Source organism: Rhizobium sp. Root1334 (genome assembly GCF_001426665.1).
Classification (GTDB): Bacteria; Pseudomonadota; Alphaproteobacteria; order Rhizobiales; family Rhizobiaceae; genus Pararhizobium.
Genome location: NZ_LMEY01000028.1, coordinates 152,007 through 173,100, shown reverse-complemented (window position 1 = coordinate 173,100; position 21,094 = coordinate 152,007). Strand labels below are relative to the sequence as shown.

General features: G+C 57.8%; 17 protein-coding genes and 1 pseudogene. 8 read left to right on the top strand and 10 right to left on the bottom strand.

From position 1 onward, the window contains the following. Nucleotides 1-10: 10 nt before the first annotated feature. Nucleotides 11-1,486, top strand: a complete 1,476-nt coding sequence (locus ASD36_RS24290; protein WP_060502318.1) for a M81 family metallopeptidase — start codon at nt 11-13, stop codon at nt 1,484-1,486. Nucleotides 1,487-1,591: 105 nt separating this feature from the next. On the opposite strand, the gene ugpC is transcribed toward ASD36_RS24290, so the two are convergent. The 8 genes from ugpC to ASD36_RS24250 all read right to left on the bottom strand — a co-directional run bounded on the left by ugpC (nt 1,592) and on the right by ASD36_RS24250 (nt 9,700). Then, nucleotides 1,592-2,725: a sn-glycerol-3-phosphate ABC transporter ATP-binding protein UgpC gene (gene ugpC, locus ASD36_RS24285; protein WP_060502317.1), complete on the bottom strand. Its 1,134-nt coding sequence runs from the start codon at nt 2,723-2,725 to the stop codon at nt 1,592-1,594. A 93-nt stretch (nt 2,726-2,818) separates the two neighbouring features. After that, the gene (locus ASD36_RS24280; RefSeq protein WP_060502316.1) at nt 2,819-4,048 is read right to left on the bottom strand and encodes an ABC transporter substrate-binding protein; all 1,230 of its coding nucleotides are present in this window, start codon (nt 4,046-4,048) and stop codon (nt 2,819-2,821) included. Nucleotides 4,049-4,084: 36 nt separating this feature from the next. Further along, nucleotides 4,085-4,945, bottom strand: a complete 861-nt coding sequence (locus tag ASD36_RS24275; protein WP_060502315.1) for a carbohydrate ABC transporter permease — start codon at nt 4,943-4,945, stop codon at nt 4,085-4,087. Next, complete coding sequence (locus ASD36_RS24270; protein ID WP_060502314.1) at nt 4,942-5,829, bottom strand: sugar ABC transporter permease; 888 nt, start codon at nt 5,827-5,829, stop codon at nt 4,942-4,944. The genes ASD36_RS24275 and ASD36_RS24270 overlap by 4 nt, the downstream gene beginning before the upstream one ends. 12 nt (nt 5,830-5,841) lie before the next feature. Beyond that, nucleotides 5,842-6,999: a Gfo/Idh/MocA family oxidoreductase gene (locus tag ASD36_RS24265; protein ID WP_060502313.1), complete on the bottom strand. Its 1,158-nt coding sequence runs from the start codon at nt 6,997-6,999 to the stop codon at nt 5,842-5,844. 303 nt (nt 7,000-7,302) lie between these two features. Continuing rightward, complete coding sequence (locus ASD36_RS24260) at nt 7,303-7,929, bottom strand: DUF922 domain-containing protein (RefSeq protein WP_082511975.1); 627 nt, start codon at nt 7,927-7,929, stop codon at nt 7,303-7,305. Between the two features lie 107 nt (nt 7,930-8,036). Then, the gene (locus ASD36_RS24255; protein WP_112834661.1) at nt 8,037-8,735 is read right to left on the bottom strand and encodes an SMC-Scp complex subunit ScpB; all 699 of its coding nucleotides are present in this window, start codon (nt 8,733-8,735) and stop codon (nt 8,037-8,039) included. A gap of 2 nt (nt 8,736-8,737) precedes the next feature. Next, on the bottom strand, nt 8,738-9,700 hold the full coding sequence (locus tag ASD36_RS24250) for a DUF1403 family protein (protein ID WP_060502310.1): 963 nt from the start codon (nt 9,698-9,700) through the stop codon (nt 8,738-8,740). Nucleotides 9,701-10,034: 334 nt separating this feature from the next. Between ASD36_RS24250 and ASD36_RS24245 the strand changes: the two genes are divergently transcribed. From ASD36_RS24245 to repC, 6 genes and pseudogenes are all read left to right on the top strand, one after another. Then, a complete protein-coding gene (locus tag ASD36_RS24245; protein WP_060502309.1) occupies nt 10,035-10,289 on the top strand; it encodes a type II toxin-antitoxin system Phd/YefM family antitoxin in 255 nt (84 codons plus the stop codon). Continuing rightward, nucleotides 10,289-10,693, top strand: coding sequence for a type II toxin-antitoxin system VapC family toxin (locus tag ASD36_RS24240; protein ID WP_060502308.1), 405 nt, complete (start codon nt 10,289-10,291; stop codon nt 10,691-10,693). Before ASD36_RS24245 ends, ASD36_RS24240 begins: the two co-directional genes overlap by 1 nt. 10 nt (nt 10,694-10,703) lie before the next feature. Further along, a pseudogene (locus ASD36_RS24235) lies at nt 10,704-11,791 on the top strand (tyrosine-type recombinase/integrase). 959 nt (nt 11,792-12,750) lie between these two features. Then, the gene (repA, locus tag ASD36_RS24225; RefSeq protein WP_060502306.1) at nt 12,751-13,950 is read left to right on the top strand and encodes a plasmid partitioning protein RepA; all 1,200 of its coding nucleotides are present in this window, start codon (nt 12,751-12,753) and stop codon (nt 13,948-13,950) included. 3 nt (nt 13,951-13,953) lie between these two features. Further along, on the top strand, nt 13,954-14,979 hold the full coding sequence (gene repB, locus ASD36_RS24220) for a plasmid partitioning protein RepB (protein ID WP_060502305.1): 1,026 nt from the start codon (nt 13,954-13,956) through the stop codon (nt 14,977-14,979). Between the two features lie 154 nt (nt 14,980-15,133). Then, nucleotides 15,134-16,348, top strand: a complete 1,215-nt coding sequence (gene repC / locus ASD36_RS24215; protein WP_060502304.1) for a plasmid replication protein RepC — start codon at nt 15,134-15,136, stop codon at nt 16,346-16,348. 41 nt (nt 16,349-16,389) lie between these two features. Here the strand turns inward: repC and ASD36_RS24210 are convergent, their stop codons facing one another. Further along, a complete protein-coding gene (locus ASD36_RS24210; protein ID WP_060502303.1) occupies nt 16,390-18,387 on the bottom strand; it encodes an EAL domain-containing protein in 1,998 nt (665 codons plus the stop codon). A gap of 306 nt (nt 18,388-18,693) precedes the next feature. On the opposite strand from ASD36_RS24210, the gene ASD36_RS24205 reads away from it, so the two are divergent. Beyond that, the gene (locus ASD36_RS24205) at nt 18,694-19,737 is read left to right on the top strand and encodes a class I SAM-dependent methyltransferase (RefSeq protein WP_060502302.1); all 1,044 of its coding nucleotides are present in this window, start codon (nt 18,694-18,696) and stop codon (nt 19,735-19,737) included. 34 nt (nt 19,738-19,771) lie between these two features. Here ASD36_RS24205 and ASD36_RS24200 read toward each other — a convergent pair whose 3' ends face one another. Then, nucleotides 19,772-21,049: an L-fuconate dehydratase gene (locus ASD36_RS24200; protein ID WP_060502301.1), complete on the bottom strand. Its 1,278-nt coding sequence runs from the start codon at nt 21,047-21,049 to the stop codon at nt 19,772-19,774. Between the last annotated feature and the right edge of the window lie 45 nt (nt 21,050-21,094).

Sequence of the window (21,094 nt, the reverse complement as noted above, 5' to 3'; positions counted from 1 at the left end):
GGCGAAGGCATTGCGCATTTTCACCGCCGTCCTGGCGACCGAGACCAATACATTCTCACCGATCTGCGTTGATCGCCGTGCTTTCGAGGCGTCGCTCTATGCCCCGCCGGGCGAACACCCGGAAACACCGACGCTGTGTTCGGCACCGATCACGGTCGGTCGTAGGCTCGCTGCGGAAAAGGGCTTTGAGTTGATCGAAGGAACGGCCACCTGGGCTGATCCGGCTGGTCTCGTCAATCGCCTGACCTATGAGAGCCTGCGCGACGAAATCCTCGATCAATTGCGGGCGGCACTGCCGGTGGATGCCGTTGTGCTCGGCCTGCACGGCGCGATGGTCGCCGATGGCTATGAAGATACAGAGGGCGATTTCCTCGCCCGCGTCCGTGAGATTGTCGGTCCGGAAATCCTTGTCTGCGCCGAACTTGATCCGCACAGCCATCTGACGGTGAAGCGCCGTATGGCTGCGGATTTCTTCGTCTATTTCAAGGAATTCCCGCATACGGATTTTGTCGATCGCGCCGAAGATCTTTGGCGTATTGCGCTCGATACGCTGGCCGGCCGTATCAAACCGGTGATGTCGGTGTTCGATTGCCGGATGATCGACGTCTACCCGACATCGCGTGATCCGATGCGGTCGTTCGTCGACAAGATCATGCGGATGGAAGCGGAAGACCCGGACATCCTGTCAATCTCTGTGATCCACGGTTTCATGGCCGGAGACGTGCCGGAAATGGGCACGAAATTGCTCGTCGTTACCGACGGTAAGCCGGAAAAAGGCGCAACCCTCGCCCGCGAACTGGGTCTTGAACTTTTCGCCAAGCGTGGCACGTTCATCATGCCGCAGATTGACGAGAAACAGGCCGTTTCCCTTGCGCTCGCCGCAACGGCCGGACCGGTGGTGATCGCCGATGTCTGGGACAATCCTGGCGGTGGCACGGCGGGCGATGCGACGGTACTTCTTGCCGAGCTTTTGGCCCAGGGCGCCAAAGACACCGCAGTCGGCACGATCTGGGATCCGATGGCCGTGCAGATTTGCATGGCTGCCGGAGAAGGAGCTGAAATCCAGCTTCGTTTCGGGGCAAAATCGGCACCGGGAACCGGAAATCCCATCGATGGCATCGTCAAGATCGTCAAACTGGTGCGCAACGCCGAAATGCGTTTCGGCGAGAGCTATGCCCCCTTTGGCGACGCCGCACACATCCACCTCGATGGCATAGACGTCATCCTCAACTCTACCCGGGCACAGAGCTTTGACCCGAGCCTGTTCTCGGTGATGGGCATCGACCCGGCTGGAAAGAAGGTGCTGGTCATCAAGTCGACCAACCATTTCTATGCTTCCTTCGCGCTGATCGCAGCAGAGATTCTCTATTGCTCGGCAGGGACCCCCTACCCGAACAATCCGGCGCGCACGCCCTATCGCCGGGCGCCGCGTGACATCTGGCCCATGGTGGAAAACCCACACAATCTGGAACAAGGCGCAGCCTGAATTGACCGGTCAGGGCTTTCCGCCACGAACCGCCAAAAGAATAAAGGGGACGCATCATCTGCGTCCCTTTTTGCATTCAATGGAATACAGCCGCTTTTCGCACCATCAGCCGCCAGCGATTTTCAACAGGCCGACATCGATGTCGGTCAGTTCTACCCGGCGTTCCAACGCGATGCCGGATGCGTCGAACAGATGGCAATCGGCGGCCTGAATGCCGATTGAAACCGTCTCATCGGTGCGGATTGGGGCGCTGCCCGGCAGCATCGCGCAGAAATTCTCGCTCTCACCATCAAGCGCGGCATAAGCGACAGTCTGTGCCCCCAGCCGCTCGATGACCGACGGCGTCAAGTTCATCGACAAATCCGCCTTGCCGAACTGAATATGTTCCGGCCGGATACCCAATGTCAGCGGCTGGCCGACAAGATCGGAGCGACCCGCCACGGGGATCGTTGCCGTTTGCCCCTTGAATTCGATCTCGACGCCGGCATCACTGACTGCCTTGCAGGTGACGGGCAGCATATTCATGCGCGGATTGCCGATGAACCCGGCGACGAACATGTTGGACGGCTTGTGATAGAGCTCAAGCGGAGCACCGATCTGCGAAATCTCCCCGGCATTGAGGACGACGATCCGGTCCGCCATCGTCATCGCCTCAACCTGGTCGTGCGTGACGTAGATCATCGTCGCCTTCAACTGCTTGTGCAGCTTGGCCAGTTCGATCCGCATATCGGCGCGGAGCGCCGCATCGAGGTTGGATAGCGGCTCGTCGAACAGGAAAATCTTCGGTTCCCGCACGATTGCACGGCCAATCGCAACACGCTGGCGCTGGCCGCCGGACAGCAGCCCAGGCTTCTGCTGGAGCCGCTGATCGAGATGGAGAATGCGTGCGGCGTTCTCGACCTTTGCCTTCAGCTTGTCTTCCTGCATCTTTTCGACGCGCAGCGGAAAGGCGATGTTTTCGAACACGGTCATGTGCGGATAGAGCGCGTAGCTCTGGAAGACCATGGCGATACCGCGCTTGACGGGTGGCAGGTCGTTGACGCGCTTGCCATCGATCATGATGTCGCCGGAACTGGTCTCATCAAGACCGGCTATCATGCGCAGCAATGTCGACTTGCCACACCCGGACGGTCCGACGAAAACGACAAATTCGCCGTTGCGGACCTCCAGGTCGATGCCTTTCAGCACTTCGAACGTCCCGTAGAATTTGTGAACCTTGTTGAGATTGAGCTGTCCCAAGAAACTGTCTCCGGCCGCCGGCGGAAAGCCGCCCGTTCGTAGCAGAAAAGGAATGGACCGCGAACCAATCTGATGGTTCGCGGTCCGATGGTCTTATTTGTACTGCTCGAGATCGGCGGCAGCCTTCTTCAGGGCATCCGCCGGTTCGGCCTTGCCGGTGACGACGGCCTGGACCATTTCGATCATCACGTTCTGGAAGCCCTTGTAATCCGTGAACAACGGCTCCGGACCGCCATAGGTGATACCGTCGATGAACGGCTTCCAGTAGGGATCCTTCTTGACGAATTCATCGACCATCGGCGACGGACGCAGTGGCGTCAGGCCGGCACCGCCCTGCAGCTCGTACTCACCCTGCGGGCCGGGCGATGTGATGAACTTGGCAAATTCCGTGGCCTTCTCCTCGACGCCGGAGCCCTTGAAGATCGCCAGGCTGTCGGTGATCAGCAGAGTGCCTTCACCCTTTGCAGCCGGGCCAAGCGGCAGCGGAGCGACGCCCCAATTGACCTTGGTGTCCTTCAGACGGACAGCCGCACCGGAGCCGGACTGGAGCATGCCGACCTTGCCGTCGAGGAAGATGGCGCGCATTTCGTTCTGCTCGTAAGCGGTGGCGCCTTCAACCGAATAAGGTGTGATGTCCTTGTAAGCCTGGAGAGCTGCGAGAACCTCCGGGCTGTCGATGACGATCTTGTCACCATCGATGACCTTGCCGTTGTTGGTGTAAACCCAATGCATGAATTGATGCATGGTGTTGTCAAACGTCTTGGCAGGGAGGCCGTAGCCAGCAATGCCGGTCTTTTCCTTGATCTGCTTGGCGAAGGCGATCTCTTCGGCCCAGGTCTTCGGCGGCGTTTCGGGATCGAGGCCAGCCTGCTTGAACAGGTCCTTGTTCCAGTAAAGTGCCTTGGTCGAGAAGGCGACCGGAACGCCCCATTGATTGTCATCGAACGTGACTGTATCGGCGATATGCGGGTAATAGCTCTTCTTCTCGTCTTCGGTCATCGGCACCGGGACGATCAGATCGTTCTGGGCAAATTCCTTCAGCGTGCGCGAGCCGACATAGGCCATAGCGACCGGCGTACCGGCCACGGCAAGCGTCGTCGCCTTGTCCTGGCACTGCGCCCAACCGACAACTTCCGGCGTAACCTTCCAGCCTGGGTTCTTTTCTTCCCACTGCTTGATGTACTTCTCATGGACCGGATCCATGGTGTCGCCGCAATAGATCCAGCTGATTTCCTGGTCGGCCGCATGCGCGGTCATGGCGCCAAGCGCGGTCGAGCCGAGCAAGGCAAGGGCAACAATCCCCGTCTTGAAATGAATTGACACGTTAGAAGCTCCCGTTTCTCTGGTGGTTGACTGCTTTTATTGTTTCACCGCGCCAGCGGTCAGCCCGCTGACGAGATAGCGCTGGAGGAAGAAGATCACGATGATGGCCGGGGTGATGCCGACGAAGCTCGCCGCCATCAACTCGTTCCAGATCACTTCCTGCCGGCCGAAATAGGCAAACAGCCCAACCGGCAACGGCATGTATTCGGTCTTCGAGTTGAAGGTCAGCGCGAAGATGAATTGCTGAGCGTAGGATCCGATGAAGGTCGTGATCGCTACGACGGTGATGCCGGGCATGGCGATGGGGAGGATGACCCGGCGAAGCGTGTAGAAATGGCTGGCACCATCGACGAAGGCCGCCTCGTCCAGCTCGCGCGGAATGCGCATCATATAGGTGCGCAGCAGCCAGATCGCTGAAGGGATCAGGAAGGCGACTCCCGGAACGATCATGGCGAAATAGGTGTTCAGCACGCCGAATGTCCGCATCAGCCGGAACAGCGGAATGAGCAGGACGGCACCCGAAAACATGTTAACCGCAAGAAACGCGCCGAGCAGAAGCCCGCTGCCGCGAAACGTGAACCGGGCAAACGCATAGGACGCCGGTACGACCAGGACGAGGACGATCGCAGTAACGATGATCGAGATGAAGAACGAGTTGAAAATATAGCGGGCAAACCCGGGAACGCTTATCCACATTGTCCGGTAGGCGGCAAAGGAGCCGTTTTCCGGCCAGAACTTGTAGGGCGAGGAAAACAGAAGGCCGAGCGGCTTCAGCGATACCAGAAACCCTTCGATGAACGGCGCCAGGATGAACGTCAGGAACAGGAAGATACCGGCATAGATGCTGACGAGCTCGTACCAGCGGTAGCGGTTGATCATGGCGGGTTGCGTGCTCATCGGTTGGATTCTCCCGCGGAAAGCCGGCTTGTGACCCGGAAATAGGCCAGGCAGAAAATCGACAGGAAGATGCAGATCAGCACCGCGCGGGCAGCACCTTCGCCGTATTTCTTCGAACCGATCGCCGTGCGGTAGGTGTCGATGATCATCGTCGTCGTTTCACCATTCGGCCCACCCTGCGTCAGGATCCAGATGATGTCGAACGAGTTGAACGTGGCGATCAGCGACAGCATCGACATGGTGATCAGCGATGGGATGAGCAGCGGCAGGGTGATGCGGCGGAAGCGATAGAACCGCCCCGCCCCGTCGGTCCACGCGGCCTCATAGAGATCCTGCGGCACAGCCTGCATGGCTGCGAGCATATAGAGCGTCACCAATGGCACGCCGATCCAGACGTCGGTGATGATCGTCGCCCAGAATGCGGTCGAACCGTGGGCGAGGAAGGCAATCGGACCGTCGATGATGCCCCAGTTCTGCAAGACGCCGGAAATCATCCCGAACTGGCCGTTATACATCCAGCCCCACATGAAGATGCCAATCGCCATCGGCACGATCCATGGCGGCATGGTCAGCACGCGAAACAGCGCCCGGCCGGGGACCGCCGCGTTCAGCATGCAGGCCCCGAAGACGCCGATGATCATCTTGATGGCGACCGAGAAGAAGGTCCACACGAAGGTGCGGATGATGACCTCGGCAAAGGTGGTGTTGAAGATCTTCTCGTAATTGACCCAGCCGACCCAGTTGGTCGTCTTTTTCAATGATGCGTCGGTGAATGACAGGATGAATGTATCCAGAAGCGGATAGGCGACGATCACGACAACATAGAGAACGGCTGGCAGCAAAAGCATCCAGGCGAAGATGAGGGTGCTGCGCTGAACATTCATTTTGCGCTCTCCTTACGCCGCACGGGAGTGGAGCGCCTCGTCAAAGCGATCCCAGATCGGCCGCAGATCAACGACGGTGCGTTTGCGGCGCGCCTCGTCCATCGACAGTGCAAGAATGCCCGCTTCCAGCGCGTCGAGCGTCGAGACGGGGAGCGGCCGGCCATCGCGGACATGGCCGATAATGTCGGTGGCCATCTGCTCGTCGGCGCCGTAGTGCTGCGACAGTGCTGTCGCTGCATATTTGTTCTCGACGACCTTCTTGCCGGTCAGCATCTCGTGGACATCGAAATAGCCGCGGATGAAATCGCCCTCGGCCATGCCGCGGGACCCCATGATGCAGAAACGGCGGAACTGGTCGGGAACATTCAGGTTGGTATGGAAATTCATGCCGACGCCATTGGCATATTCGACGATCGCCACCTGGTAATCGATGATATCGCCGTCGCTGTCGAACACCTTGTCGGAGCCCATCCAGCCGCTTGGCTTGCGATGGAAGAGTTCGAGATCGTTGATGCCTTCCCGGGCCGGGTCGTTCGCCGGAATAAAGCTCTTGCGACCACCGAAGCTTGCCACCCGCTCGGGCCGCGCGCCAACAATGCCATTGTAGAGGTCGAGATCGTGGCAGCATTTTTCCAGCATGAAACTGCCGGAATAGCGCTCATAACGGCGCCAGTCGCGCATGAAGAACGCGCCATGATAGGGTTCGATATGCTCGGAAGCCTCGATCGAAACGATCTGGCCAAGCGTTCCGGCAGCCTGGGCGGCGCGCAGGTCCCGGTACATCGGCGCATAACGCAGCACCAGGCCAACCATCAGCCGCTCATGGCCGAATTTCGCCATCAGCCGGGCCAGTTCGATGCTCTCTTCGACTGTCGTGACGACCGGCTTTTCGCTGAAAACCTTCAGCCCGGCCTCAAGGCCAATGCGAATGTGATCGAGATGCAAATGATTGGGCGAGCCGATCATCAGGAGATCGAGCTTCTCGTTGGCAATCAGCTCTTCAGGCGTTGCGTAGGCGGTGCCGGCGGAGACGCCGTTTTCCACAAGGCCCGGCAAACCGGCGGGGCTCGGATCGACGTAACCCGCGATCTCGAAGCGCTCGTCCATGGCTTTGAAAACATAACCCAGATAGCCCAGACGGAATCCGAGTCCGATGATGCCAACTTTCATTCTTCTGGTATTCCCCGATTTTTATCGTAATTTATTTTCTCAGATTGAGGCAGATTTTCAAACCCGTCAATCGAAATCCGCAAAATCACTGGTTTTATGAAATTCATTTTCATGATCCTTCATGTGCAATGGCTCTAAACAAGGAAAATTATTCATAACCAGGCCCGCGGTGCCCTTGAATTGTGAAGACGTGCCACGGCATGCCGAGGAGTGCGTTCGACAGGGGCAGTCATCTGGCATGGCTGAGAAGTGCCGCGCTTTCAAACGACGGAGGAATATGGCTGCGGCGCCTTTGCAGGCTACCTATTGCCCATTGACCAGAGCAAGGACGAGCTGATGGATATTGCCGCCGTTGCTGAGTTCGGCCCGGTCGAAGTCCCGGCTCTGTTGCCGCTGGGCCCGTGAGAGTTCACCAAGACGAGCGGTCAATTCCGTGCGGATCTTCTGGCACTTTGGGTCATCGGCGACTGAAAGACCCACGGAAACGGCTTCAATCTTCTTTACCATATCCTTGATGAGATCGCCGTGCACAAGTTCATGCTGGCGTACCCCCGAAATGAAGGTGTCCCATCTTTTCGCAACCGGGGCCGGCAAGCGTTCCGCCGGTTTTGGCAAGACATAGGTTATGATCAGCTTGGGCCGTGCGACAGCCAGAACACAAGCAGTGCCACGCGGCTCATATTTCCGGGTCCAGGTCAGTTTGAAATTGGTGACGGCCATGGCCCGGCCGGCAGTTCCGATTTTTGGGCCACGTTCACCAATGGAGGCGTACAATTCGGCGCCGGTCTTGCCGGCAACGGAATAGGGCTGCACGTTTTCGACGGCCTGCCAGTTTGCCTGTGCAATATTTGGTATCAGGGCCATACAACCCGCCAGCAAACTCAAAAAACGAATGGGGTTCACGGGCGCTCTTTCAAAATTGTGCTGCATTATTCGTTCGCGATCACCGGGCAGGCGCTGTTTGCGATGAGGCCGTCCGCCGACCGGTTGTCGATTGTGAACCGGTTTTGCCCCCGATGGAAAGAGCCGGCGCGAGGTTAATCATCCTCATCGTCTTCGGTGATCTTCGTTCCCATCATATCTGCATCATCAGCCACTCTTTTCCGATTGAGCAAGCCGCTGTCCTCGAGCATTTCGATATCCGGCAGATCACGCAGGGTGTCGAAACCGAATGTCGACAGGAACGCAGGTGTTGTGACGTAGGTATAGGGTGCACCCGGCGTTGGGCTACGTGGGCCGGAGGTGATGAGCTTTGCCTGGCGCAGGCCGGCAATCGTGTCCCGGCTGACTTCCTTGCCGAACATGGCCGACAACTCACCGCGCGTCACTGGCTGATAGTAACCGATCGCAATCAGAATAATCGCCTCTTGCTGGCTGAATCCTGCCATCGGCTGCGTGGCCGCACCTGCTGCCCGGATCGCCGGCGCATAGGCGGCTTTTGTCCTGTGGTGCCAACCGCCCGCGACAGAAACCAAGTCAAACGGCCGGCCGCGCAATTCCTCGCGGATGTCGTCGATGATCAGGTCGATATTGCATTCTTGACCAACAATCCGGGCAAGGGTCGCACGATCGACAGGGGTGGCCGAAGCAAAGATCACCGCTTCTATACGGTTCATCCATTCGCGCCAGCGGAGCGCCGGTGACAGGGATACCAGTTCGCGATCGAACAGTGCGATGTCTTGACCTGCTGCTTTCCGTTTGCGCCCTCCGGTTTTGGCAATATCCTGTCCAGACATGGTCATAAGCCGTAAATGCGAAAGGTGGAGCGCCCTGACAGTTCCCGTACACCGCCGAGCATTTCAAGACGCTCAAACAACCGGCGGCTAGCCCAGCGGGAAAGATTGCCGTTGGTCGCGGAGGCCGACAGCGCATCCTCATCGAGCAATTGCTGCAGGACGGTTTCTGCGCCCTTGGTCCGCACTTTGGGTGCCACGGCTAGGAATTGCTCGGCACGGCGGTTGATCTCCACCGCCTGGCGGATCGCCTCACGTGCGCCTTGAACGAGAGCGAGGCAGACGGATCGGGCAAACGCCTCCTCATCGGGCCTTATGCGTCCCCTCCCCCCGGTCATCCTGAAGGCTGGTTCGTAGCGCTGCGCCATCAGCAGCGGAACAGGCCTTTGCCAGTTGAGCTTTTTCGCCAAAACCCAGTCCGCCAGCCACCAGCCAAGAATTTCCGCGTCCGGACGAAGACGCCATACCGTCGTTACCAGTTCAGCCACGACAAAAGGTGCGGCCCGCCCGTCCTGGGCCAAGTCGCCGGTGAGCTGGGAGAACTCCGCTAGCCTATCGTCCCATTTCAGTGCGAGGAGATCGGCGATGTCCCGCAATGTTTTTTCGTCGACCAGTTCACAATTCTGGGTGCTATGCGCCGACAATCTTTTATAGGCCAGGAAAATATTGCCGGCCGGCCCTGCATCGCCACCCGGCGCGCGCAACAAAACGGCATCACGTAGCGCGGGCTCATCTTCCGTCCGCCCCGTCAACCGTACTGCCGTAACCGCACATCTCAACCCGAGGCGCTGGCGCCAGGCGCCGGACCAGGCTGGCTCCGAGCGCACCAACTGGTCCAATGAACTCAGGGCCGCTCCCGCCATGAACGCCACATCGGCATCATTCGGCTCCCCGCGAGATTTGACCCACCCAGGTATGACCGGCAGGGGAATCGTTGTAGAAAGCGTGGGGACTGATCTCGAATCCATAGGCGAAGCTTATTCGAGAGGGGCGGTTTTAACCAGAGTAAATGTCAAAACCGCACAGGAGCCTTCTAAACGAAAACGACTGATAATATTAGTTTGCCGTTTGTTTGGTTTGGACCGCCTCAAATTTCTCGGAAGCAAGAGCGATTGCTTGCGACTGATCATTATCTCTCGGCAACCGTAGCCATATCGTAAATACGCCGATCGGTCCCCGGGCCCTCCCCTCCCCCAGCATGCGGGGGTTATTGAGCGGGCGGCGGATTGTTTTGACTCAAACCGCCTTGTTTTCAGCATTTTACACCGGTATCTAGCTAGACAGGCTAGATTGGAGCGGAACATGGAATGGCAGTTACAGGATGCGAAGAACCAATTCTCAAAAGTGGTTCAGAAAGCGAAATTCGAGGGTCCGCAGATTGTGACCTTACGTGGCGAGCGGGCTGCAATCGTGCTGTCGGCCAGAGATTATGATGCACTGAAAGCTGGGCGACCGACGCTTGTCGATGATCTTCTTGCAGCACCACCATGGGACGACTCTTCTGCCGACAGTATTTCGGCCCGCGAACGGTCGCCCAGCCGGAGCCCGGTGTTCTGATGTATCTGGTCGATACGAGCGTTATCTCCGAGGCGATCCGCGGTGCGCCAGAAGCGGTTGCCTGGTTGCGCGCGCAGGATTCGGCCGCCATCTACATCAGCGTGGTTACGATTGGCGAAATCATGCGCGGCATCGCCCAGAAGCAGGCGACGGATCGGAGAACTGCAGCGCATCTCGCTGAATGGTTGCGCAAACTCCGGCATGACCATACGGCGCAGATACTCCCGGTCACCGATCAGGTGGCTGTCGAATGGGGTCGGCTTGCCGCCCTTCGGCCGTGGAGTGACATGGACGGGTTGATCGCAGCCACTGCGATCGTTCATGATCTTGTTGTCGTTACGCGCAACGGCGCTGACTTTACCGGCGTCGGCCTATTGGTCGTCAATCCGTGGGATCTCGCTTGATGGTGTTGATATGACCGCTGACGAAAACGGGACTGCCGCTCCCGAGGCTGGCTCCAACGCTCCTCTCGATGGGCGCATCGACGAGACCCCGGCTCAACGGCCTGCTTCTCGTCCTGCCCGTCTCGATGGTCCTGGCGTCCATGTCCACGGTGGCGTCGAGGCTACCGGCTCCGCCAATACGCGGCGTGCCTATGCGAGTGATTGGAAGCATTTTTCCGCCTGGTGCCGGCGCCAGTCACTCTCTTCCGTTCCCCCGGAGCCGCAGAATGTCGGGCTATACCTCTCCGCTTGTGCCTCCGGTACTGTTGGTGGGAATAGAAAGCCAAACTCGGCTTCGACGATCGAGCGCCGGCTTTCCTCCTTGACCTGGAATTACGCCCAGCGCGGTCAATCGCTCGACCGCAAGGACCAGCATATTGCGGGGGTAATGGCTGGCATCCGCAACAGCAATGCACGGCCGCCGATGCAGAAGGAAGCGGTGACGCCGGAAGACATCAGCGCCATGCTTGAGACGCTCGACCGGGGAACGCTCCGCGGGTTGCGGGACCGGGCGATGCTGCTGATCGGTTTCGCTGGCGGCCTTCGCCGCTCGGAAATTGTCGGGCTGGATGTCGGGAAGAACCAGACGGAGGACGGCCGTGGCTGGATCGAGATTCTCGACAAGGGGCTGATTGTCACTTTGCGGGGGAAAACCGGTTGGCGTGAAGTTGAGATCGGCCGCGGCTCGTCTGACGCCGCCTGCCCGGTCGCCGCGCTCGGTACGTGGCTGACCCTGTCGCGCATCGCGCACGGCCCTCTTTTCCGGCGCGTAACCGGTCAAGGCAAAGCCGTGGGTGCTGACCGGTTGAATGATCAGGAAGTTGCCCGCCTGGTCAAACGCACGGCGCTGGCTGCCGGTGTCCGCGGAGATCTTGCGGAGGGCGAGCGGGCACTCAAATTCTCCGGCCACTCGTTGCGTGCCGGACTTATTTCCTCGGCTGAGCTCGATGAGCGCCCGGTACAAAAATAACTCGGCCGGGCCTCTGTCGAAATGACCCGCAAGCATCGGCGCCGCCGTGACCGGTTGAGGACAACCTGACGACAGCTACTGGCTTTTGAACGGCTGTTGCGACGTCACGGAAGGCCCGGAGAGCAAGTCTGATTGGGGCAGATTCTCTTGCTCGAATTGCGACGCAGACATCTCCTGACGAAGCGCGAGGAGGAGGAGGACCGGCGGCTTGCCGGTTGTCGCAAGCAAGGTGCGAAGCTGGCCGACCAACTTCACCACCGATGGGCTCCAACTGTGTTACTGGCTTCGGCGTCGCAAGATTGACTGCAAGTCAACCGCGCTTCAAGGCGTCGAGCGGATCGCGTTGTGATGTGCAGGATGACAAGTGCGAATGAACCTCTGGCGCTACAAGCCCGGATTCTTCATTTAGCAGCTGGGATCAGAAAGGACGATTCCCGTAGGGTGACGGCGTTCCGTGAAGACTAGCATTCGGCGCGCTATCCTTACTTGATGGCCTGCACGCGAAATTCGGAATGGCGAACTGTCTCTGGTCAGACGTTTTATCCACTGTCATTTAAAGTCACCTTCTGCGGTAGAGTAAGCGGCGGATGAAGCCGGGAAACTCTCCTTCCGATTTTGCAGAAGTTGTACATGTACAACACACCCGGCCCGTCATCTTTGGTTATATTCCGGGCGAAAACGAGCCATCAAATTCGTATGCCGAGTGCCGCCGTCAACAGCGTCTGGTGGGCATGGCTGAGGACTATGGGACCATCGGCCGGAGGGCGCGGGCCAATCGGGGAATCGTGGTTTTTGGACAATTGAAGGAGAGGGAGGGCAGGCGACAGGCCAGTGCATATTCCGGGGGAAACTCGCGGTTCGAGCCAACCAGCTATCGCGTGGCGGCGAGTTGTACATGTACAACGAAAAATGTCCCGAGTCGTGATGCTGTTGGTTAATCTCCTGTTAACGAAAAAGACTTTGCCACGCCGGATAGAATCGGGCCTAATGAGATCAGCGCATTTTGAGCGCTTATTAAAAAATAAGCGCGGATTGAGTCGGGGACAATATGTTGAACATCGCAGGCAATAAAAATGGTGAGAGCCTGCGCTCTCTGATCTCGTCCGACGCCGAGGAATTGTCGCGCCAGCTGCAGGCACACCAGCAGCGAACATTCCCGCCTACTGCTCAAAAAAGCATTCGCCAATTCACGCCTGCCGAAGCCGCCGATTTCATCGGTATTCACCAGGGCTATCTTCGCCAGATCGTTGCGGATGGACATGGTCCCGAACCGCTGGCGAATGGCCGCCGTCAATATTCGGTTCAGGATATCGAGAACCTTCGCCATCTTCTTGATGATGGAGGGAAGGGGCCTCGCAAATATGTCCGCCATCGCCGTGACGGCGAAAAGCTCCAGGTCATCTCGGTGATGAACTTCAAGGGTGGCTCCGGCAAAACCACCACGTCGGCGCATTTGGCGCAATTTCTTGCTCTGCGTGGCTATCGGGTTCTCGCGATTGACCTTGATCCGCAGGCGTCACTATCGGCACTGTTCGGTCATCAGCCTGAATTCGACGTCGGAGAGAACGAGACGCTGTACGGCGCCATACGCTACGACGGTGCGAGGCGGGACGTAACAGATATAGTCCGGGCGACCTATACGCCCAATCTCCACATCATTCCGGGCAATCTGGAACTGATGGAGTTCGAGCATGAAACACCCAAGGCTCTTGCCGGCCGGCACAAGACAGACTCCATGTTCTTTGCCCGCATTGGGGAATGCCTTGCCGAGATCGAAAGCGCCTATGACATCGTGGTGATCGATTGCCCGCCGCAGCTCGGATTCCTGACGCTATCGGCGCTCTGCGCAGCCACGGCGGTTCTCATTACTGTGCACCCGCAGATGCTGGATGTCATGTCGATGAGCCAGTTCCTGCATATGACCGGTGACCTTTTGTCGGTTGTCGAAGAAGCCGGTGGCTCGATGGACTACGACTGGATGCGATATCTTGTGACGCGTTATGAGCCGAACGACGGACCGCAATCTCAGATGTCTGGGTTCATGCGCTCCATCTTCGGAAACCGGGTTCTGGAAAATTCGATGGTCAAGTCGACGGCCATTTCGGATGCGGGGCTGACCAAGCAAACGCTATACGAAGTGGACAGGAACCAGTTCACGCGAGGCACATATGACCGTGCGCTCGAATCCCTCACTGCCGTGAATACGGAAATAGAGGATCTCATCAAGCGGACATGGGGAAGGAAGTAATTCATGGCCCGTAAGAACGTTTTCAACCTGATCGAATCGGATGTGACCTCGGCCGTGGAGAATGAGCCGGCGTTCACAAATTCCCGTCCGCTCGCAGGCTTTGAAAAGCCGTTGAAACGCGCAAGCCCCGTCGGGGCGATATCCCAGTCGCTCGGAGGCGTTCATGAGAAGGCGCAGCGCGTCGATGCGCTGGAGAAGCAGCTTGCCCAAGGACAGGCGATCGTTGAACTGGACACTTCAGTGGTGGACAGTTCATTCGTTGTCGACCGGCTCGGAGTCAGTTCCGAGGATCAGGAGCTTCTGATTTCGCAGATTCGTGAACACGGGCAACAAGTCCCAATTCTTGTCCGTCCGCATCCAGAGAGGGAAGGGCGCTTTCAAGTTGCCTATGGCCACCGGCGGCTTGCCGCCGTCAAGACTATCGGCGGCCCCATCCGCGCCGTTATCCGCGACCTGACGGACGAACAGCTGGTCGTCAGCCAGGGGCAGGAAAACAACGCCCGCACAGACCTGACATTTATCGAGCGGTCTTTCTTTGCTTCACGCCTGGAGGAACGAAACTTCAGCCGCGATGTGATCATGTCTGCACTGGGGGTCGATAAAGCAGCCCTTTCACGCATGATCGCGCTTGTGAACCGGCTTCCGGCTGAACTGATCGAGGCGATCGGTGCCGCTCCCGGTTTTGGCCGAACACGCTGGGCCGAGCTTGCCGATCTGATCGAAGACAAAAGCCGGAGAGAAAAAGCCCTCGAATCGCTTCTCGCTCCTGGCTTTGGCGACCTGACATCCGATGCGCGTTTCCAGGCGGTCTACGACCGGCTGCGAGAGAGCAAGGATAAGGCACGAAGCGCTTTCTGGAATGCCGGCACGCAGCGGAAGGCCGTGAGAATATCCGAAACGGGCGACGCATTGAAACTCGTGTTCGACAAGACGGTAGAGCCTGATTTCGGCGCTTATGTCGAAGGTAAGCTCTCCGCGCTTTATGCAGATTTCGTACAATCGAAAGAGACAACAGGAACAGGAGACTGAACCGCAAAAGAAAAAGGCCCCCAAACGTTTCCGTCGTGGAAGCCCTTCTCTGAAGTTTCGCAGCTAGAGAATCACATTTTCACGAATCATAGTCAAGAGTCTTTGGCATCGTTTTGGTGAGCAGATTTCTTTTGCCTGTTACAAGGTGAAGAAAATGCAGGTTGGAAGTGTGACGACGCCCTTTGGGCGGCGGCCGATGACGCTTGCCATGGTGGCAAATCAAGTTTTAGGCCAGGAATTGGAGCCGGAAAAGTCGGCCGACAAATGGAAACTCTATCGTGCTTTGTGCGAGGCAAAATCGCGCCTCGGCGTAACAGACCGTGCTTTGGCCGTTATGAATGCTCTTTTGAGCTTTTACCCGAAGAATGAGCTGTCGGCGAACAACGGCCTGGTCGTGTTCCCGTCCAACACGCAGCTCTCGCTGCGTGCGCATGGAATGGCCGAGCAAACACTGCGCCGGCATCTGGCGGTTCTCATCGAGGCGGGACTTCTGTCGCGCAAGGACAGTGCCAATGGCAAGCGCTATGCACGTCGTGACCGGGCAGGGGCGATCGACGAGGCTTTTGGCTTTTCACTGGCACCGCTACTGGCGCGGGCAGACGACATCGAGCGTCTCGCTGACGAGGTTGTTGCCGAGCGGCTTCATATCCAGCGGCTACGTGAGCGATTGACCATCTGCAGCCGTGACGTATCGAAATTGATTGAGACTGCTCTGGAAGAGGGCGTCCCGGGCGATTGGATGACCACCCATGTACATTACAGAGCCCTCCTGACAGTACTCCCACGCAAACCGACGGCCGTGGAACTGACCGTGGCGCTGGAGCAACTTGGGGCATTGAGGGACGAAACGGCTAACCAGCTGGAAATGCGAATTAATAGACAGAAAATAAGCGGCAATGCCTTACAGAATGAGCGGCACATACAGAATTCAAATCCCGACTCTATTTCTGAATCTGAACCTGCTATCAGAAAAAAGCAGGGTGAAAATTCAATAAATCATCGGCAACAGCCGCGCGAGCCGATAAAGGCATTCCCGCTGAACATGGTGCTGACGGCATGCCCGGAAATCATCATGTACGGGCCGGGCGGGGGCATTTCCAGCTGGCGTGATCTCATGAACGCCGCTGTGGTCGTGAGATCCATGCTCGGCGTCAGTCCGAGCGCCTATCAGCAGGCTTGCGAAATTCTTGGCCCTGAAAACGCAGCGGCGGTCATGGCGTGCATTCTGGAGCGGGGTGGCCTGATCAATTCGGCAGGAGGCTATCTTCGGAATCTAACAGGCAAAGCTGAAAAGGGCGAGTTTTCGCTGGGTCCGATGTTGATGGCGCTGATGCGGGCAAATGCTCCCGGAGACCGGAAGGCTGGGTAGGCAAAGTCGTGTTATTTGACTGTCGGCGGTGGCGTTGCTGTCTAAGCCGGCCTGCGCAGACGGGGCGCTTGATCGTCTATAGGAGGTGGCGAATGGAAATCCTCAGGAGGGGCTGGGCGCCCGACATGAAACCCCTGGACCTGGTCGATGCGGAATTCGCGCATAAGCTCAAGCTGCTCATCCGTTTCGACGCCTTCGACCAGAATTTTATGTCCCCGATTGCGAACCAACCCGATAATATCCTGCAGCATGGCCTTACCTCTCGGAGTGCTGCTGTCGTGCAGAAACGAACGGTCGATCTTGACGGTGTCGAAATCGATCAGGCGAAGCCAGGAAAGGCCGGCAAAGCCTGTGCCGAAATCATCAAGCCAAATTCGAATGCCCAGCATCTTCAAATCACTGATGCAGCGCAGGATGTCCGAATTCATTTCCATTTCGAGACCTTCGGTGATCTCAAAGGCGAGCCGCCCGCCGGCAACGCCGGTCTCGCCAAGGATCGCAGCGACGGATGTGGCAAAACCCGGTGTCTTCAGCTGAATAGGCGACACGTTGACGCTGACGACACGAACGTGATTGTCGATCAGCAGTTCGGCGCAGACTGTCCGGATCGCCCAATATCCAAGGTTCAGGATGGCCCCCGTCCGCTCCGCTATCGGGATAAACAGGCCGGGAGAAACCGCGGTTCCGTCAAGCATCGTCAGGCGCATAAGAGCCTCGACGGCTTCAACGCGGCCGGACGAGACATTGCGGATCGGTTGATAGACCAACGATACGAGGTTCTGGCTGGTGGCAATTTTCAAGAGAGCCGCGATATTTTCGCTTTCATCACTGCTATGGGGATCATTGGGGTCGAACAGCTTGGCGCAGTTGCGGCCGCTCGCTTTGGCACCGTACAGGGCGCGGTCGGCCTCATGGATGATCTTTTCGAGCTTCGTGCCGGCCTGGCTTCGCGTAAACGCAGCCCCGACACTGACCGTGACGATCGACATGCCATCGCGGCGCTGCTGGTGCAGCAGACCCATGTTTTCGACGGTCCGGCAGATGTTTTCCGCCAGTTCTGAAACCTGCTCCAGCGTTTCCACACGCGCGAGCACAATGAACTCCTCGCCGCCATAGCGCCCGATCGAGCCGTTATGCTGCTTGATCGAATCGGCAAGGGCATCGGCAACCAGGATGAGGCAACGATCGCCTTCCTGATGGCCATAGCAGTCATTGTACTTCTTGAAGAAATCGACATCGATGAGGATTGCCGCAAAACTGGTGCCGTATTTCTGCCAGCCGCTCCAGTAGTCCCTCAGCCGTTGATCGATGGCACGGCGGTTTTCCAGTCCGGTCAGCGGGTCGGTATTCGACAGTCTAAGTAAGGCATCGCCTCGTTCGGACGCCTCCTTTTGCTGAACCTTTGCCTCAAGGGCGTTCAGGAAGACCTTGTAGCGTTCTCTGTTCAGCTTCCAGTTGACGTAGGAGGTGAAGACGAAGCAGGAGATGCAAAATGTGCCGAATGCGAGCTTATAGGAAGGATCTACCACCGGAAATGACTGCAATGCGGCCAGGAAAATAAGAAGAATGACTGCCGATGCGATCAGAGAAAGGCGGAACTGGAAGCTGAAGAACAGATTGACGCTCATCATGAAGATCGCGCCGAAGACCATGTAGTAGGAAATGCTGATGGTGTCCGCGGTCATGAGCGACGGATACAGCCAACCGGCATAGGCAACGACAAGGCCGGTTGCACAGGTCGTATCAATGATATCTGCGCTGGCATTCCAGCGGACCTCGGCTTCCAGCAGGAAGAAAGCAATCGTCCCGATGACGAAACGGGATGCGATTACGTATTTGGCAACGTCTGGAACGAGCAGGATGTCGGTAATGGAAAACAGCAGGTAGACCGCAATCGCGATCCACATTCCCTGCCGGGTATCGTGGCGCCGCGTGCTCTGGCCTTCTTCACGGTAGAGTGTGCGAAGCTCCGCCGATGCCGGTCTCGGCGGCTCAGCATTGAGATCAATCTCCACTACATCGGCCAGCGTGTGCTTCATGCACGTTCCATGGGGTTGCGTCGCATCCTTCCACCCTTGAACTGCCCTTATCGGTACTGCCACCACCCGATGCATATGCACGCGCAGGGCAGCGAGGCAGCCCAGCAAGAAAAGGCAGCACTTTTCGGCACAATATTGGACGTACATTAAGTTTTCCTGAATTTGCCGAAGGTTAGCGGGTCGGTGCGGTAAACCCAACTGATACGCGAGCGCGTTAACCATGCCATGCGGATACGTGCAATTTCGATTGGCACTGCACTCGTTTTTCCCCATAATGTTAATGATCTATTAACGCACGAGGCTCGAGTGACCCAAATCAAGATAGCTTTTGACGGCGAAAGCCTAATCACCCCTGCGGCGATAACCTCTGAACTATCCTCCTCCCAAAACGAACTTCACTATGAGCAACTGGCCACTGGCCGCGTAGAGGTTGCGCTTGCGCTGAAAATTGCGCAGCAACAGATCCAGGAGGATCAAAATCCGGCGTTGATCATCCATCGTCTGATCGGCGTACTTCACGAAACGCGCCGCCGATATCATCACAATGTCTGGCAGGAATTGATCCCGATCGTTCAGAATCATCCGGTCGCGGATTTCTTCCATCAGGATCCCTTCACGCGCTGGTCCTTCGTGAAGCCCCGTGGCTATTCCGGTGATGCGCAGCTGATCGATTTCATCTATGGGCACCCGAGCGTTGCGGACGAAATCGCCAAGGCGTCGCCGCTGGGCAAGGAACTCTATGGCTATACCAGCCAGTCCCCTTCGCCAGTTGCCGTGCGCGAACGGCGCGATCTCCTAACGCGCTATGTGGATGAAATCGCAACAGAAAAAGGTCCAGAGACCGAAATCCTGACGGTGGCAGCTGGCCATCTTCGCGAGGCCGATAACTCCGTCGCTCTGCGGGAAAAGCGGATCAAGCGTTGGGTGGCCCTGGACCAGGACCCGCTTAGTGTTGGTTCGATGGTCCGTGACTTCAACGGCACATGCGTCGAGGCGATCGACGGCTCCGTTCGCGGCCTGCTGACGAAATCGCACAAGCTTGGCAAGTTCGACTTCATCTATGCGGCAGGTCTCTATGACTATCTCGCCGACAAGGTGGCGATCAAGCTGACGCAGACCTGCCTGGATATGCTGAAGCCGAACGGCGTGTTTCTGTTCGCGAATTTCTCGCGCGACGTCGATGACGACGGCTATATGGAAACCTTCATGAACTGGGCGCTATTGCTGCGTTCGGATGTGGAAATGTGGAACATCATCAATGCCAGCGCCGACCGTAATTCGGTCGAGGCGCGCGTGGAATTCGGCGAAAACCGGCACATCGTTTACGGCATCATCCGCAAACGCAGCTAAGGTTTGAGGGGGCGGGATAACCGCCCCCAGCCTCTCAACCTTTGAACAGATACTGCTCAATCGAGGCCGGCTTCATCTCGATCGAGAATCCTGCGGCCTTGGGCGGCATATAGGCTGCATTCTCGATGATGCAGGGCTCCAGAAAATGTTCGTGCAGGTGGTCAACATATTCGATCACCCGGCCATCCTTGGTGCCGGATACGGTGATATAGTCGATCATCGAAAGGTGCTGGACATATTCGCAAAGGCCGACGCCTCCGGCATGCGGCCAGACCGGCAGGTCATATTTGGCTGCAATCAGAAGAACCGCCAGCACCTCGTTCAATCCGCCCATACGGCATGAATCGATCTGGACGATGTCGATTGCGCCCTCGGCGATGAACTGCTTGAACATGATGCGGTTCTGGCACATCTCGCCGGTCGCGACCTTGACGGCGCCAATGCCGGCGCGGATCTTGCGATGCCCGGCAACATCGTCGGGGCTGGTCGGCTCCTCGATGAAGAAGGGCTTGGCGAATGCCAGCTTGTTCACCCAGTCGATGGCCTCATTGACTTCCCAGACCTGGTTGGCGTCAATCATCAGATAACGATCAGGACCGATGACTTCACGGGCGATGCGCAGGCGGCGGATATCGTCCTCAAGATCGCGGCCAACCTTCATCTTGACGTGGTTGAAGCCTGCATCGATCGCTTCCTGGCAAAGGCGGCGCAATTTCTCGTCGTCATAGCCGAGCCAGCCGGCGGATGTCGTATAGCAGGCGTAACCTTCGGCCTCGAGTGTCGCGATGCGCTCTGCCTTGCCGGTTTCGGCGCGCTTGAGGATCGCGACGGCCTCGTCGCGGGTCAACACATCGGTCAGATAGCGATAGTCGACGATGTCAGCGATCTCTTCGGCCGGCATGTCGGCAATGAGACGCCAGACAGGTTTTCCCGCCTGCTTGGCGAGCAGGTCCCAGACCGCATTTACGACGGCGCCGGTGGCAAGATGCATGGCGCCCTTGTCGGGTCCGATCCAGCGCAACTGGCTGTCGCCGGTCAGATGCCGCCAGTATTTGCCGGGATGAGCGAGGACGTCAGCAAGTTCGGTCCCGACGACCAGGTGCTTCATCGCATTGATTGCCGCGCAGCAGATCTCGTTGCCGCGGCCGATGGTGAAGGTCAGGCCGTGACCCGAAAGCCCATCCGTGTCGGTGTCGAGAATGACGTAGGCGGCGGAGTAATCCGGATCGGGGTTCATCGCATCCGAACCGTCAAGGCTTTGCGAGGTGGGGAAGCGAAGGTCGAACACGCGGAGATCGGTGATGCGGGTCATGGGTTTGCTCCGAAAAGATATGGCGGCAGGCTGTCGTCGTGGGAT

Bases quoted from the DNA above. Each gene is read 5' to 3' on its own strand.
- ASD36_RS24275 (WP_060502315.1), bottom strand. From the start codon at position 4,945: ATGAGCACGCAACCCGCCATGATCAACCGCTACCGCTGGTACGAGCTC.
- ASD36_RS24270 (WP_060502314.1), bottom strand. From the start codon at position 5,829: ATGAATGTTCAGCGCAGCACCCTCATCTTCGCCTGGATGCTTTTGCTG.
- ASD36_RS24265 (WP_060502313.1), bottom strand. From the start codon at position 6,999: ATGAAAGTTGGCATCATCGGACTCGGATTCCGTCTGGGCTATCTGGGT.
- ASD36_RS24260 (WP_082511975.1), bottom strand. From the start codon at position 7,929: ATGCAGCACAATTTTGAAAGAGCGCCCGTGAACCCCATTCGTTTTTTG.
- ASD36_RS24255 (WP_112834661.1), bottom strand. From the start codon at position 8,735: ATGTCTGGACAGGATATTGCCAAAACCGGAGGGCGCAAACGGAAAGCA.
- ASD36_RS24250 (WP_060502310.1), bottom strand. From the start codon at position 9,700: ATGGATTCGAGATCAGTCCCCACGCTTTCTACAACGATTCCCCTGCCG.
- ASD36_RS24245 (WP_060502309.1), top strand. From the start codon at position 10,035: ATGGAATGGCAGTTACAGGATGCGAAGAACCAATTCTCAAAAGTGGTT.
- ASD36_RS24240 (WP_060502308.1), top strand. From the start codon at position 10,289: ATGTATCTGGTCGATACGAGCGTTATCTCCGAGGCGATCCGCGGTGCG.
- repA (WP_060502306.1), top strand. From the start codon at position 12,751: ATGTTGAACATCGCAGGCAATAAAAATGGTGAGAGCCTGCGCTCTCTG.
- repB (WP_060502305.1), top strand. From the start codon at position 13,954: ATGGCCCGTAAGAACGTTTTCAACCTGATCGAATCGGATGTGACCTCG.
- repC (WP_060502304.1), top strand. From the start codon at position 15,134: ATGCAGGTTGGAAGTGTGACGACGCCCTTTGGGCGGCGGCCGATGACG.
- ASD36_RS24210 (WP_060502303.1), bottom strand. From the start codon at position 18,387: ATGAAGCACACGCTGGCCGATGTAGTGGAGATTGATCTCAATGCTGAG.
- ASD36_RS24200 (WP_060502301.1), bottom strand. From the start codon at position 21,049: ATGACCCGCATCACCGATCTCCGCGTGTTCGACCTTCGCTTCCCCACC.